Source organism: Streptomyces sp. NPDC024687 (genome assembly GCF_055559055.1).
The window spans coordinates 127081-141308 of sequence record NZ_JBVHLJ010000001.1; the positions used below are offsets into that span (position 1 = coordinate 127081).

Sequence of the window (14228 nt, forward strand, 5' to 3'; positions counted from 1 at the left end):
GGGACGGGCCGGAACGGGCCTACTGCCGGGCGTCGACGACGACGAAGAGCGCGCCGGCCCATGCCGCGTCCCGGTGGGAAACGAGCCGGAAGGCCAGGTGGTCACCGCCGTCGCGCAGGGCGTTTCCGAGTTCGAACACGTCCGAGTCGTAACCCAGGGTGTGCGCGTACGAGGGCACACGCTCCGGCGTGGGCGCCCCCATCTCGGAGATCGTCGAGTTCAGTACGTCGCCCCGGGGGCCGGCGGGACCGGCGAGCACGGTGTTCGAACCGCGGCCGGTCGACACGGTGAACGAATCACCCGTGCGGCCGCGGTCGCCGTCGTACGCGACGAGCCCGGCCCGGCCGGTGCCGTTCCTCGGCAGGCGCAGCCCGTTCAGACGGATCTCCTGGACGGTACGGGAGTTCAGGGCGTCGAAGCCGTCCCACAGGGAGAGGTGCCGCAGGGGCTGGGCCGCGTTCTCGTACGCCACCACCAGCGTCCAGCCGCCCCACGCCCCGGCCGTCGACCTGCCCATCGCCACGTTGACCTGCGCCACCGTGTACAGGCCCGAACCGCTCTCCCGGACCAGCTTCGTGACGTCCGCCGAGGCCTGGTAGGCGTCCGCGCCGTGGGTCACCCGGTGGCCCACCACCGTGTCCGCGAGGAGGGCCTTGTACTCGCCGCCGGGCTCGGCGATCAGCACCCGCCCGTTGTCCTTCGGCGGCTTCTGCTCGCCCACCCGCAGATTGCCGCCCCAGTACAGGCGCGCGTACGTCACCCGTGAGCCCTCGGGGAGCCGGACCTCGGCGCGGGAGGAGTTGTAGGTGTTGGGGTCGCGGTCCACGTCGACGTAGAACATGTCGAAGCCGCCGTTGACCCCCTGCCCGCCCGCGCGTACGGCCGGGCAGGAGGCTGCGGCCCGGGCGCCGGTGGCTCGGCAGCTGATGGAGATGTTGGCGGCGCGGACGATGCCGCCGTGCTGAGTCGCGCGGTACCGCTCGGTGAAGGGGAGTCGCCGCGCCTCCGCGGCCGACGGGGCGACCGGCGGGGCGGTCGAGGGGGCGGAGACCGCCGCTTCGGCGCAGACCGGCGCGGTGAGGGCCGCCAGACAGAGCACGCCCGCCATCGCACGGCGCAGCAGTGGACCCGGGGAATTACGCATGACCGGCGTTGCCCTTTCCGGAAATTACGGCGCCCCGTTGCGTGCGACATGCCGTCTGTGGGGGCGTCGGGAGAGCCGCAACTCTAGCCGCGTTCCGGACTATTACTGTCAAACCGGTCAATCGTGTCGCAATCGCACACCCGGGATCCCGGTGGATCACCCCTTTGGCCGCACAACCCGCGAAGGCGCCGCGCGTTGACACAGCGCCGGGCATCCCCGCCCGGGTGTTTGCGTCAACCCCCAAGGAGCAACTCTCCATGTCGCGTATCGCGAAGGGCCTGGCCCTGACCTCCGTTGCCGCCGCGGCCGTCGCCGGTGGTGCGGGCATCGCTGTCGCCGACAGTGGCGCGCAGGCCGTCGCCGCTCACTCCCCGGGTGTGCTGTCCGGCAACGTCGTCCAGGTTCCGGTGCACGTTCCGATCAACCTCTGCGGCAACACCGTCGACATCATCGCCCTGCTGAACCCGGCGTTCGGCAACCAGTGCGTGAACGACTGACGTTCACCCGTCGCTCCGTCGGCCGGCCGCCCTCCCGTGATTCGCACGCGGAAGAGCGGCCGGTCTGCGTTTCCCCGAACGGGGGACACCGGTTGCGGGGCCCGGTGGGTGAATTCACGGTGGGCACAGATCCGATGCTCATCGAAAGGAACACCCATGCGTGGTCTGCCCGCACGGCGCATCGCGTCCACCGCACTGTGCGCCGCCCTGCTGGTCGGCACGGTCGGCCCGGCCGCCGTCGCCGCCGACCCGGCCCAGGAGCGCGCCCGTACGGCGTCCGCTGCGCCCCTGCCCGACGCGGACACGCTCCTCGCCCAGGTGAAGAGCCTCGGTGGCCTCGGCGGCGTACTCACCCCGGTCACCGACCTGCTGAACTCCGTGCTCAAGGCCGACAACGGCCAGCTCTCCGCCGCCGAGGCGAACCGGCTCGGCACCGCCGTGAAGGACGCCATCGCCAAGGCCACCACGACGGCCCCGGCCCTCCCGGCCGCCACGCTCCCCGCCCCCACGAGGAGCGGTGTCAACGCGAGCGTGGCCCCCGTCGACGTCATCGGCGACGCGCTGGCAGCGCTGCAGAAGGCCATCGACGAGCTGATCAAGGCGGTGACCTCAGGAGACGCCGCTCAGGTGCCACCGGCGGTCACCGGCTCGGTGACGAGTCTCGTCAACACCGTCGCCGCGACCCTGCTGGGCGGCAAGCTGCCCAGACCGAGCCTGCCGGGCCCGCCGGGCCTTCCGGCGAACGGCCTGCCGAGCTAGCCCCGCGGCCCTTTCGCGCGGTCTTTCATGGAGCTCAGGGATCTCATATGAGGACTCATCGGAGGGGTTTCCGCTCCGGACGCAACTCGTTGGGCACGGCGTCAGAATTCTCTCTGGCGACATGAGTTGCCGAAGAAAGGAACACGATGAAGTCCCTGAAGGCCGCTGCTGTCGTTGCCGGTTCCCTGGTCCTCGCCGGTGTCGCAGCGCCCGCGTTCGCATACAACAACGCCGACCTCACGCCCACCAGCCTCAACGGCGCCGTGAACGCGCTCACCAGGGGTCCCATCGACGTGATGCCGCTGCAGCACCAGTCGGACGCGCTCAACACCGAGAACAAGGACTCCGTGCTCAACACCGTGAAGGGCGCGACCGAGGACCTGAACAACGACGGCGGAATTGTCGGCGTTCTTCCCGTGGGCGGCTGACTCCGCTTTTCCCCGCACCGGATCCGTCCGGGAATGGGGCCGGTTCCGTGGTGGCCGTCCGGGCCATGGGATCGGCCCTTCGCGCTGTTCGAGCCCGTCCCTCGTTCGTGTGGACGGACGGCGGCCCATCGCCCACACGGGTGAGAACGCGTCCGGCGGCCGTCCGGAGCGTCGTTAAGGTCGCCCGGTGACCTCAACCCCAAGCGAAACCCGGCCCTTCCGCTCCGCCGACCTGGGCACGATCGTCGTACTGCCCTGGAGCGGGGAGAACGCCGGCGGCGTCGACATCCCCCACCTCCTGGTCTGCTCCCTCGGGAACGCCGAGGGCGGTCCGGAGACGACGTCCGCGGCGGTCGAGCGGCTGCTGACGGACAACGGCCTGCCGGTCGGCCGGGAGCTGGTCGACGGCATCGCCAGGCCCAGTCTCCCGGTCGGTCTGCTCGTCGTCGCGGGCCAGGCCGTCCTCACCATGCCGCGGCTCAACGTCCAGTGCACCGTGCCGCCGGAGTGGCTGGCGGCGGTCGACGCACGCGGCTTCGCCTACCTGATCTTCACCACCCGGGCCTGGCCGGAGGCGGCGCCGGGCGAGTCCGTCGACCCGGCGACGCTCGCCGAGTTCGTCAACGCCGACGAGACCCTGGACGCCGCCGCGCACATCGTGCTGCCGGCCCGCAGCCTGCGCGCCTGACGCCGTGACCGCCCCGGGACAGCACACGCGGGAGCCCGCGGGCGCGGGCCGCGCCTTCGCCCTGCTGCTGGTGATCACCGGGACGGCCGGGCTGCTGGCCTCCTGGGTCATCACGCTCGACAAGTTCAAGCTGCTCGAGGACCCGGATTTCACCCCCGGGTGCAGCCTCAACCCGGTGGTGTCCTGCGGCAGCGTCATGCGGAGCGACCAGGCCGCGGCCTTCGGGTTCCCCAACCCGATGCTGGGCCTGGTCGCCTACGGCATGGTGATCTGCGTCGGCGTGAGCCTGCTGGCGGGCGCCCGCTTCCCCCGCTGGTACTGGCTGGCCCTCGCGGCCGGCTGCCTGTTCGGCGTCGGGTTCGTGTCGTGGCTGCAGTTCGAGTCGCTGTACCGGATCAACGCGCTGTGCCTGTGGTGCTGTCTGGCGTGGGTCGCCACGATCCTGCTGTTCTGGTACGTCGTCGCGCACGCCGTACGCCACCGGTTCCTGCCCGCGCCCGGACCGGTGAGGACGTTCCTCGACGAGTTCGCCTGGGGGCCACCGGTGCTGCACACCGGGATCGTCGGAATGCTGGTCCTGACCCGCTGGTGGGACTTCTGGACGAGCTGACCGGCCGCTGTCGGTTCGTCGTACTACTGCGGCACCCGGGGGATTCTTGCGCTGGTGACCGCCCCAGGATCGTTACGCGGTACGGACGTTGAGCCCCCGAACCCTGAAAGGGACCGCACCTGCCATGAAGTCGACCCCCCGAACCCTTGCCGCCGTCGCCGCCGGCGTCGCGGCCGCCATGGGTGCCGCCGCCGCGCCCGCCGCCGCGGTCGGCACGGTCCCCGTCCCGGTGCCGCTGGAAGCCGCCGAGAAGAACCTCAACATGGAGCTGCCGAGCCTCAGCGGGGAGATCCCGCTGCCGCGACCGGGCAAGCCCGACGGTCCGCAGTTCGTCGAGGGCCGGCTCCTCCCGGCGCGTACTGTCCCGCAGGTGCCGCTCACCGGCGGCCTGCCCGGCGCCGGCCTGCGCGCGCCCGTGCCCCACATTCTCGGAGACGGCTTCGACCACGTCGGTGTCGGCGTACCCGCCGCTGATCTGCGCACCCTGGCGCCCGGCCTGAGCGTGGACGCCCCGCTGACCCGTCCGAACCCCGACCACATGGGCCTGCCGGACACGAAGCTCCCGGAGGCGGGCATCCTCGCCCCGGTCCTGCAGACGGTGCCCGGCGCGGACCTGGGCATGGGACCGGGGCTCTAGGACCGCGCCAACGCGGCGGCTCGGCGGTTCGGCGGTTCGGCGAGGGCCGGGGCCCGGGGCATGGCGGCCCGGGCCCGTCGGCCTTCCGAGACCGCCTGGGCCGAAGGAGTGACCACGGGGGCCCTCAGGCGGTTACGGCTGTGTACATCGCAACCGGACGAGGAGTACACGATGGTCGTCAGCGTCGGTGGGGGAGTGGCGAGGGCCGAAACGGGGGCGGTGAGACCCCGGCCGGTGCGCACCGCGCGGCGGGACGCGGTGCGCGCGCTGCTCGCCACGGCCGCGGCCGTCGCGCTGGCCCCCGTCGTCGCTGCCTCCCGGCCCGAGCGCCGGGCCGCGCACCCCGTGGACGCGGCCTTCGACTTCGACGAGATCCATCGCGGCCGGCGCATCCGCGGCCTGCGGATGATCGCCGCCGGGCACCCCGCCGACGCCGTCCCGTGGCAGGTCACCGTGGACGGCCGACCGCTGCACCTCATGCGCCGCGCCGACGGCAGCTGGCTGAGCATGGTCGACCACTACCGCTCGTACCCGACACCGCTGGAGGCGGCCCGCGCGGCCGTCGACGAGCTGGGGCCCGGGCAGCGGCTGCGCGACCTGGGGACCATGGCGGGCGACACACACATGGGGGGACACCATGGTGTACACGCGTAAGGACGTCAGCACCCTCACCGCCACCGAGAAGCGGCGGTTCGTGAAGGCCCTGCTGGAGCTGAAACGGCGTGGCGAGTACGACGAGTTCGTGCGCACCCACATCCAGTACTACGTCTCCGACGGCGAGCACGGTCTGCGGACGGCCCACATGGCGCCCTCCTTCCTGCCCTGGCACCGCCGCTTCCTGCTGGACCTGGAGCGGGCGCTGCGCCGGGTGGACCCGTCGGTGACGGTGCCGTACTGGGACTGGACCCGGGACCGTGGGACGACGTCCGTGCCCTGGACCAAGGACCTCCTCGGCGGCAACGGGCGGCGCTCGGACCGCCAGGTGATGACCGGGCCGTTCGCCTACGCGAGCGGCAACTGGACCCTCACGGAGGGCGTCACCGACGGGCGGTTCCTCACCCGGGACCTCGGGCACGCCGCCGCTCCTCTCGCGCTGCCGACCAGGAGCGAGCTGGAGGGGGCGCTCGCCGACCCCGTCTACGACGTCTCACCCTGGAACTCCACGGTGACCAAGGGCTTCCGCAACAAGCTGGAAGGGTGGGGGAGCGGACGGGGCAGTGCCGCCTGGCGCAACCACAACCGGGTGCACCGCTGGGTCGGCGGGGCCATGGTCGGCGGCGCGTCCGTCAACGACCCCGTGTTCTGGCTGCACCACGCCTTCATCGACCTGTGCTGGTACCGCTGGCAGCGCCGGCACGGCGGCGCCCGCTATCTGCCCGCGAGGCCGCCCGGCCCGGCGAGCGACCAGTACGAGCGGGTCGTGGCCCGGCACGAGAAGCTGCCGCCGTGGAACGTGACGCCGGATCAGCTGGAGGACGTCAGCGGGATCTACCGGTACGCCTGAGACCTGGGGCGGGCCCGCGGGGATGGGCCCGCACATGGTCCCGGACCGGGTCCCGCACATGGTCCCGCACATGGTCACGGACATGGGGAGAGCCCCGGCGCTCGAGGTGCCGGGGCTCTTGTGTCGCGTACGGACGATCAGCCGCCGTAGCCGCTGTGCCCACCCGGGCCGGGGTTGCCCTTGTGGCTGTCGCCGCCACTGATGTTGGCGCAGGTGTTGCCGAAGGCCGGGTTCAGCAGACCGACCACGTTGATGGTGTTACCGCACACGTTGACCGGAATGTGGATCGGAACCTGGACGACGTTGCCGGACAGGACGCCGGGCGAGCCGATGGCGGCGGCCTCGGCATTGGCGTCCGCCAGGGCCAGGCCGGCGCCGCCGATGACCACGGCACCGGCGCCGAGGGCGACTCCTGCTGCCTTCGCGATGCGAGACATCACGTTCTCCTTTTGACTCGGTGAGTGCGGCGGCAGGACGCGCCGTCGCACTCCCCCTTCAACGCGGAGGCTCACTCCTGGTAACGGCGTTCATGAGGGGATCACCCTTTTTGCGGCGGGGGACCGGGCACCGATCTGGCGTGCGAGGGAAATCAGCTCGGACCGGTCAGCCGTCGTACGGGGGAACCCGCCAGGTACGCCTGGATGTTCTCGACGGCCTGGCTGTAGTACGTCGTGTAGTTGGCCCGCGAGACATAGCCGAGGTGCGGGGTGGCGAGCAGGCGCGGTGTCGTGCGCATCGGGTGGTCGGCGGGGAGGGGCTCGGTGTCGAAGACGTCGACGCCCGCTCCGGCGATCCGGCCTTCGTGCAGGGCGGCGACGAGCGCGTCCTGGTCGACGATCGCCGCGCGGGAGGTGTTGATCAGATAGGCGCCGGGCTTGAGGAGGGCGAGTTCGGCGGGGCCGAGCAGACCTCGGGTGCGGTCGCCGAGGGCGAGGTGGACGGAAACGAAGTCGCCGGCGCGGAGGAGGTCGGGCAGGGAGGGGGCGAGTTCTACGCCCACCTCGTCGGCGCGCTCCTTGGTGAGGTTCCGGCTCCAGGCGCTGACCTGCATGCCGAAGGCGAGCCCGACCTGTGCCACCCGGCCGCCGATCTTCCCGAGGCCGAGCAGTGCGAGCCGGCGGCCGTGCAGGTCGGCGCCTACGGTGCTCTGCCAAGGGCCGCCCGCGCGCAGGGCGTTGCTCTCCTCGACGATCCCGCGGGCCAGGCCGAGCAGCAGTGCCCAGGTCAGCTCGACCGGCGGGGCCGAGGAGCTGGCCGTACCGCAGACGGTGACCCCGTGTGCCTCGGCGGCCGCGTAGTCGATGACGGAGTTGCGCATGCCGGAGGCGATGAGCAGCTTGAGCCGGGGCAGCCGGGCGATGAGGGAGGCGGGGAAGGGGACGCGCTCGCGCAGGGTGACGACGATGTCGGCATCGGCGAGCGCGGCCGCCAGGGCGTCCTCGTCGGCGAAGTGGGTGTCGTGGCACACGACGTCGACCTGGTCCGCGAGCGGGGACCAGTCGGCGAACTCGGTCGCCACCCGCTGGAAGTCGTCGAGCACGGCACAGTGCAGACGCATGTCGGTCCTTCCCCCTGCGTGATCCGGTCCGGGCTTGATCCGCTCAGGTGATCGACTCTACGCCGTGGCACTGTCAGTGGCGGTCGCGCATGATCTCGGCCGCCCAGGCCGGGCCGACCCCGTCGGTTCCTGCGGGGCGAACTCGGCCAGGCGGGGCGTGATGTCGAGGGGGTGCCGGGGTCCTGCTCCGGGATGTCGGCTCCGGCGGTGCTGGTCCGCCCGAGCCCGATGCCGGTCGCACGACGGCATGTCCGCCGCAACGCGCCTCTGTGGCAAGGAAGAGCCATCGGTAGGCCGTACGGCCCATCCGGACTGGGGAAACACGATGTACAGCGGTGCGCCCCCGGCAGGACTCGAACCTGCGGCCAAGCGCTTAGAAGGCGCTTGGTGGGATCACCGGCGCGCCCCTCTGACCTGGCGTTCCCTGGACGCCGAGCGCGAATGCTCGGCGCCTTCGACACGCATTCGACACAGGGGCATGAACGGCCTCTGCCTCGCTCACCCACGCCGGGTAGGGCGGGAAGGCCGCGACCTGACCATCAGCGGTCCTTGCCGAGTGTTGGAAGGCCGCCACGGAAGGGGCGGTATGCGGACCCGTTCGCGCGGGGTGTGATGCCGAGCTTCTTCTTCAGCGCGGCCAGGTGCTCCGCGTCCTCGGTCGCCTGCTTGGCCTCGTCCTCGGCCGCTCGTAGCCGGGCGGCCTCCTCGTCGGAGACGATCCTCTTGGCCTTCCCCGCGTTGATGTCCTCTATCTCCAGGAGAAAGCCGAGACCCCACAGCCGGTACCGTTCGGCGGCCTCGCTGTCGTCGCGCTCGAGGGCTTCATGCTGCTGCGCTTCGAACCGTCGGGCCATGTCGATGCAGAGGGCGTGCCGGCTTCTGCCGATCCACGTCTTCCCGGACATGGTGTTGCTGCTGGCTTCCATGGTCCCCCTCGTCGCCTGTGTGACGGATCGTAGGCGTCTGACGTTGAGAGTGGGAGACTTCCCGGCCCGGGAGGGCGCTCGTGCGTGAGCACCGCATTAGGAGTTCGATCGTGCCCCTGCGCGGCTGCGGTCCAGCTCGTGTGTGGGGGCCATTGCCGGGTGCTGACTGTCGCGGCTGCTCGTGGTCGTTGATGTCAGCATTGGATGTCAGCGGAACAGCTGTGGCACAGGGCAGAGCTCCAATGGCTCGTCCGGCCGGTCGGCCCACCGCCACCAGACGTGTCGGGCGGTGCACTTCCACAGCGCCCGACAGGTCCGTCGACCATCGTCCTCCCGCTCGGAGAGCACGAGGCCACCAGATCTCATGGGCTGGCTGCACTCAGGGCAGACCAGAACGTCGTCGCTCATACAACGCACCTTAGCGACGCGACTGCTTCGTCCCGAAGCAACTTAAGTGAGGGCAGTGCCTTGGGTTGGTGTGCGTCTTACCTGCGCTGATGGTCCGCAGGCGTTCGCAGTTGTCCGCCGGTGTGCGTCGGCGTTGTCACGCAGTAAGTCACTCACCTGAGGACTCCGCCTGACGGAGGGCCCCTGCCGCCGCAGTCGCGTCGCTGCGGTTGTGTTGTCGTAACTGCTCTCATCTACAACGGAGCGCAGGGTTGTAGATGAACTTGTAGATGAGCTGCCCCTCCGGGGGCACGCAAAGCGAAGATCCTCACTCATCGTGACTGCTGCGAGGGCCTAGTGGTGCTGTCGTGGATACGCTCCGTCGCTACGCTGCACCTACGGTGACGGAGCGTATCCACGACAGCCCGACCTAGGGGTCCACTTGGGTGGAACTTGGTTGCCTCATGGTGAACTCTTTACTCGCGGCCCTCGCTCAGCGGCCTCTTGTAGGTCTGGCAAACCTACAACGAGCTCTTGTAGGTTTACCTACGTGGATACAGCTGAGCTGGCGACCATCGTTGCGGACTTGCGCAGCGAGGGTAGTGACATCGCAGAAGTAGAGGTCAAGCTGGCTGCGGGAGGATTCCCGCAGACGTTGGCTCCTACGTTGTCGGCATTTGCCAATACCCCAGGAGGTGGCACGCTCCTCTTCGGGTTGGATGAATCGGATAACTTTGCCTCTGTTGGAGTGTATGACGTTGCGGCCTGTAAGGCGGCTCTCGCTAGCCTCGCTCGCACCGGAATGGAACCGGCTCTAGTTCCTCGCTCGTGGAGCTTGGAATTTGAGGGAAACCAAGTAGTTGTTGCTCAGGTTGATGAGCTTTCTACCTCGGTCAAGCCATGTAGAGTGAAAGGCACGGGGAAGGCTTACCTCCGCTCATACGATGGGGATTACGAAATCTCGCTTCTTGAGGAGCAGGCTTTCATTGCGAATCGAGATACGCCTCGGTTCGATCAGGAGCCCGTAACGGCAGCGACGCTTGCGGATCTTGACCCGTCCCTGGTCTCTGATTACCTTGAGACGTGCAAATCGTCATCGGCGGCATTGTCTCGATTTCAGGACTCCGAGATTCTTTTTCGGACTGGCGTTGTCGCGGAGAGAGAAGGTACTCCTACGATGGCGGGCGTGCTGGCGCTCGGACTGTACCCCCAGCATTATTTCCCCAACTTGGTGATTCAGGCGAGCGTTGCACCTGGACCGAACGATCCGCCGGGTACTCGCGTCGTAGATTCGAAAAGGTTTGACGGTCCGATCCCGTTGATGCTGGATCAGGCGCTGAGGTGGGTTCAGCGTAATACGAGAAGTCGTGTGCGATTTGGCCGTGACGGGCATGGTCGAGACGAACCTGAGTACCCGATCGAGGCAGTCCGCGAACTACTCTCGAACGCGCTGATGCACCGTGACCTCGGGCCGTATGCCCTGGGTGAGGCCATTACTTTGAAGCTGGAGAGCGGCCAGCTAATCCTGAGTAACCCGGGCGGCCTCTGGGGGCTGACAGTTGACCGCCTGGGCAAAACAGGGGTCACTTCTGCTCGCAATGGGTTCCTGACCCGTATTTGTCAAAATGTTCGCTACGCACGTGATCAGCGTGTCATTGAAGCCCTGGCTTCTGGCATCCCAACTGTCCTCAGAAGTCTCCAGGAAGCCGGGATGGTTCCACCCCGTTTCCATGATCAGGGAGTTCGCTTCACCGTGCGGGTGCCCAATCACACCCTACTCGCTTCTGAGGACCTTGAGTGGTTGGCTTCTCTGCGTCCCGCGGTGCCGCTCAGCGATATTCAGCGGCACGCGGCAGTGGCCATGAGGCAGGGGGCTAAGTGGACTAATAAGACGCTCAGGGATGCATTCCCTATGGACTCCCTGGAGGCTAGGACTGTATTGGCTGGGTTGGTGGACGCAGGAGTCGCGGAAGCCATCGGCGAGCGTGGTGGGCGTGTCTATCAGTTGTCTGAAGATCTGCTGCCCGATGGTGCCCCAGAGCAGCAAAGACTCCCTATCGACTCAGAACCTGGGGGGCGTGATGATGCGCCGGAGCCTCCCGTGCCGGCCGCAGAAGGTGAACCGTCTCTGACGCGGAGAGCTCGGGGAGCGCGTCGAGTAAATGCAGAAAGAATCGCCAACGTTCTACTGAGTGGACCTGCTTCCATGGCGGCTATTCAGCAAGCTACAGATTTGTCTGAGAGGCAGGCGCTGTACGCGCTGCACTTGTTGAAGGAACAAGGCAGAGTAGTTTTGCAGGGTGGGCAGGGGGATAAAAACAGCAGATGGGCACTCATTCACAAAGGTGAAACCAGCGCTGACTGACGAGGTCGGCGGAGCGGCTTTGGGCTGGAGCTGCTTTGGGGCGAGTGATCATGGCCCCGTAAGCTTCCGGCGAGTCGGGCAGTCTGTGGACCTGCCCGTTAAAGCACGACGTTGGGGCCATGATCTTAGAGGCTCGCCCCAAAGTGGCTGCCTAAAGCCGCGGAGCCGACCGCCCCAGCCATAGAGGGTGTCTCCCTACTTCTGCCCGCGGCCGCCGAGCGCGCCGCCGGGCGCGGCCAGCCGGGGCGCAGACAGGAGGCAGGCCGCGCCGCAGAGGCGGCGCGCGCCCGCGCCGTGCGCGGGCCTTGATGAAGTAGGGAAAGTCTTATCCCGCTGGGATGGGGGCTTCGGTTCGGCTACGCCGCTACGCCGCTACGTCGCTCGGCGCCTGGCCATGCTCGAGGTACACCGGGGCGCTCGCTGCTCGGGCATCGATCGCCGCAAGGATGCGTCGGGCTAGCCGAGGGATCGTCCGGTCCGCGATCTCGCCCGGGGCAACGAACGTGACGCTCTTCAGTTCCTCGGCCTGCGGGCGGATGTCCTCCATGGCCTCCGGGGCAAGCTCGCCGCCGTCGAACAGGTACAACACCTTGTCGCCCTCGGTAGTGCTGGGCGCCCAGTCCACGGCCAGGAGGCGGCCAAGCGTCGGCGTGATGCCGAGTTCTTCCCGCACCTCGCGGCTGGCAGCCTGAAGCGGAGACTCACCGGTCTCGACGTAGCCCCCGGGGATGTCCCAGTAGTCCTTGTACGTGGGCACCACCATGAGGACGCGCCCGCTGGCATCGAAGAAAAGCGCACCCGCTGCCATACGCGGATGCGCCATCTTCGCTTCGTGCTCGTTCGCTGCCATGCAGCCGAGCGTACCCACCTAGACCACGTGCAGCCGATCGGCGAGATCCGCCATGGCCCGGCTCGGTCGGCTGCGCTGGTTGCGTACCCACGTGAGTACGAGTTCGCGGGCCAGGTAGTGGCTCCGTACCTGCTCCGGCGCCCAAGACTCGGCTTCAAGGATCATCGCCAGGGCGTCGTCGACACGGTTGTATGCGCTCAGCGCCCGGGCTACCTCGATGTTGTGCCGCGTCCGGCGCTCCGTCGGGAGGCTGCTGGTGTCGATACGCGGCCCGAGGTCGGCGGCTACCTGCATGTCGCCCAGTTCGCCCGCGGTGGCCACACGGTGGATGTCGACGTTGGTCGGGCCGAAAGCGGTCCACATGTGGTTCGCATCCTGCCCGAGTTGGCGGGCTGCCTGGTCGGCCTCGGCGAGGAACTCGCGCACGATCGAGCGCTCCTCCGCCCTGGCGGCTGCCATGGAACCAGCGAGGAAGAGCGTCCCGTAGATCGACAGGAACTCCGGGCTGGCCCCAGAGAGGCCCGGGCGAAGGTAGTCGGACGCATCACCGATGAGCTGCACGGCGGCATCAAAACGGCCAGTCGTCAGGAGGCAGTGGCCCACGGACCGGAAGAGCGAGCCGATGACCGCCGGGTCGCCGGACTGCTGCGCCGCGCCCAATCCGCGATCGGCGGCAATCCAAGCGAGGTCCACCTCGCCCACCTTCCCAAGGACCATGGCAGCGCTCTGGTACGTCAGCGCCAACAGCCCGTTGGCCTGCTCACGCTCCCGGCCGTCGTAGGACTGCGCCGCGATGAGAGCGTCCGCCAGTACCAGGGGCAGACGACGGGTGGCGAAGCCATAGCGGGAAGCCTGGTAGGAATCCATGATCTCTACGACGCTGGTGCGAAGCTCGTCCAGAGGCGTGGGGTCACCCTCGGTCGGCACCCCCAACAACGGCGTCAGCTGGCGGTAGTTCATCAACGCCGACCGAAGTGCCGGCACCGTGCGGTTGCCGCTGTCGGCGGTCCACTCCATGAGGGTCGGCTCGGCAAGCAGGTCACCGAGGGACACGTCAAGAGCATCGGCCAGGGCCTTGATGACCGAGAGCCGGTCGAGCTCCATGCGGTTGTTCTCGGCCCTGCTCAGCCAGTCGACCGTTCGGCCGACGAGTCCGGCCAACACCTCCTGGGACATGCCGCGCCTACGGCGGTACCAAGCGACTCGCTCACCGATCGTCAGGTTCGTCGTCATTCCTCGCATAGGAAGAGCGTCCACCCGCCTCTCGCTACGGACCCGGAAAATTTTTCTGGGTGGAAAATTTTTCAGGGTTGGTGAGTTGTGTCGGTCCTAGCGTTACTTACAGGCCGAGGGGCTGTCAGATCGAAAGGGCAACGAAGGGGCTGTGACCGTGCTGAGCCCGGCAGAGAAGCGAGAACTGATCAACCAGGTAAGGGGACTTGGTGAAGAGCTGGCAGAGGTTGCGCGTCGAGCGGACGCCTTGGTCATCGCCCTTGAGCCTGCTGCCGAACCAGGTCCTCCAGCTGGTCCATCCGCTCCGCAAGGCGGCGCACATCCCGACGGACCTCGGACAGGTACTCCGTGATCTGCTCAAACTCGGGGCTGCGCTTGGCGGAACCGCCTTCTCCAGGCAACGCAGCAAAGCTGCCCTTGCCTTGGTGGGAGATGGCGTAGCCGTCCTCGCGGAGACGCGAGATCGCCTGCCGGGCGACCGTGCGAGACACGGAGTGCTGCGCCATCAGGTCCGACTCTGAGGGGAGCTTGTCCCCCGGTGTGAGCTCTCCGTCTCGGATCCGGCGCTTGAAGTCGTCCGCGATCTGCAAGTACGCGGCACGTCCGGCGGTGAAGTCGGCCATAGCCCCTCTCAGTGGTTGT

General features: G+C 68.4%; 16 protein-coding genes and 1 tRNA gene. 9 read left to right on the forward strand and 8 right to left on the reverse strand.

The annotated features are described in order from the left end of the window. Positions 1-19: 19 nt before the first annotated feature. The gene (locus ACZ39I_RS00550; protein ID WP_467241371.1) at positions 20-1144 is read right to left on the reverse strand and encodes a DUF3344 domain-containing protein; all 1125 of its coding nucleotides are present in this window, start codon (positions 1142-1144) and stop codon (positions 20-22) included. Between the two features lie 257 nt (positions 1145-1401). Between ACZ39I_RS00550 and ACZ39I_RS00555 the strand changes: the two genes are divergently transcribed. The 8 genes from ACZ39I_RS00555 (at position 1402) to ACZ39I_RS00590 (ending at position 6267) form a co-directional block, all read left to right on the forward strand. Beyond that, positions 1402-1641, forward strand: a complete 240-nt coding sequence (locus ACZ39I_RS00555; RefSeq protein WP_467241373.1) for a chaplin — start codon at positions 1402-1404, stop codon at positions 1639-1641. Between the two features lie 156 nt (positions 1642-1797). Further along, positions 1798-2400 carry a hypothetical protein gene (locus tag ACZ39I_RS00560; RefSeq protein WP_467241374.1) on the forward strand — a complete coding sequence of 201 codons (603 nt, stop codon included), beginning with the start codon at positions 1798-1800 and terminating at the stop codon, positions 2398-2400. A gap of 146 nt (positions 2401-2546) precedes the next feature. Continuing rightward, positions 2547-2828 carry a hypothetical protein gene (locus ACZ39I_RS00565; protein ID WP_467241376.1) on the forward strand — a complete coding sequence of 94 codons (282 nt, stop codon included), beginning with the start codon at positions 2547-2549 and terminating at the stop codon, positions 2826-2828. A gap of 187 nt (positions 2829-3015) precedes the next feature. Then, on the forward strand, positions 3016-3516 hold the full coding sequence (locus tag ACZ39I_RS00570) for a DUF5949 family protein (RefSeq protein ID WP_467241378.1): 501 nt from the start codon (positions 3016-3018) through the stop codon (positions 3514-3516). A gap of 4 nt (positions 3517-3520) precedes the next feature. Next, the gene (locus tag ACZ39I_RS00575) at positions 3521-4126 is read left to right on the forward strand and encodes a vitamin K epoxide reductase family protein (protein WP_467241379.1); all 606 of its coding nucleotides are present in this window, start codon (positions 3521-3523) and stop codon (positions 4124-4126) included. A 124-nt stretch (positions 4127-4250) separates the two neighbouring features. Continuing rightward, positions 4251-4763, forward strand: coding sequence for a hypothetical protein (locus ACZ39I_RS00580; RefSeq protein WP_467241381.1), 513 nt, complete (start codon positions 4251-4253; stop codon positions 4761-4763). Positions 4764-4934: 171 nt separating this feature from the next. Then, complete coding sequence (locus ACZ39I_RS00585) at positions 4935-5417, forward strand: tyrosinase cofactor (RefSeq protein ID WP_467241383.1); 483 nt, start codon at positions 4935-4937, stop codon at positions 5415-5417. Beyond that, a complete protein-coding gene (locus tag ACZ39I_RS00590) occupies positions 5401-6267 on the forward strand; it encodes a tyrosinase family protein (RefSeq protein WP_451471174.1) in 867 nt (288 codons plus the stop codon). The genes ACZ39I_RS00585 and ACZ39I_RS00590 overlap by 17 nt, the downstream gene beginning before the upstream one ends. 137 nt (positions 6268-6404) lie before the next feature. Here ACZ39I_RS00590 and ACZ39I_RS00595 read toward each other — a convergent pair whose 3' ends face one another. From ACZ39I_RS00595 to ACZ39I_RS00610, 4 genes are all read right to left on the reverse strand, one after another. Continuing rightward, on the reverse strand, positions 6405-6704 hold the full coding sequence (locus ACZ39I_RS00595) for a chaplin (RefSeq protein WP_467241385.1): 300 nt from the start codon (positions 6702-6704) through the stop codon (positions 6405-6407). Positions 6705-6856: 152 nt separating this feature from the next. After that, on the reverse strand, positions 6857-7825 hold the full coding sequence (locus ACZ39I_RS00600) for a D-2-hydroxyacid dehydrogenase family protein (protein WP_467241386.1): 969 nt from the start codon (positions 7823-7825) through the stop codon (positions 6857-6859). A gap of 338 nt (positions 7826-8163) precedes the next feature. After that, positions 8164-8244, reverse strand: a tRNA-Arg gene (locus ACZ39I_RS00605). A gap of 120 nt (positions 8245-8364) precedes the next feature. Beyond that, positions 8365-8751, reverse strand: coding sequence for a hypothetical protein (locus ACZ39I_RS00610; RefSeq protein ID WP_467241388.1), 387 nt, complete (start codon positions 8749-8751; stop codon positions 8365-8367). Between the two features lie 937 nt (positions 8752-9688). Here ACZ39I_RS00610 and ACZ39I_RS00615 point away from each other — a divergent pair. Then, positions 9689-11503: an ATP-binding protein gene (locus tag ACZ39I_RS00615; RefSeq protein ID WP_467241389.1), complete on the forward strand. Its 1815-nt coding sequence runs from the start codon at positions 9689-9691 to the stop codon at positions 11501-11503. Between the two features lie 364 nt (positions 11504-11867). Here ACZ39I_RS00615 and ACZ39I_RS00620 read toward each other — a convergent pair whose 3' ends face one another. From ACZ39I_RS00620 to ACZ39I_RS00630, 3 genes are all read right to left on the reverse strand, one after another. Then, positions 11868-12353 (reverse strand): NUDIX domain-containing protein, encoded by a 486-nt coding sequence (locus ACZ39I_RS00620; RefSeq protein WP_467241390.1) that lies wholly within the window; start codon positions 12351-12353, stop codon positions 11868-11870. 18 nt (positions 12354-12371) lie between these two features. Beyond that, a complete protein-coding gene (locus ACZ39I_RS00625; RefSeq protein WP_467241392.1) occupies positions 12372-13586 on the reverse strand; it encodes a helix-turn-helix domain-containing protein in 1215 nt (404 codons plus the stop codon). 251 nt (positions 13587-13837) lie between these two features. Next, positions 13838-14209, reverse strand: coding sequence for a winged helix-turn-helix domain-containing protein (locus ACZ39I_RS00630; RefSeq protein ID WP_062043675.1), 372 nt, complete (start codon positions 14207-14209; stop codon positions 13838-13840). Positions 14210-14228 lie beyond the last annotated feature (19 nt).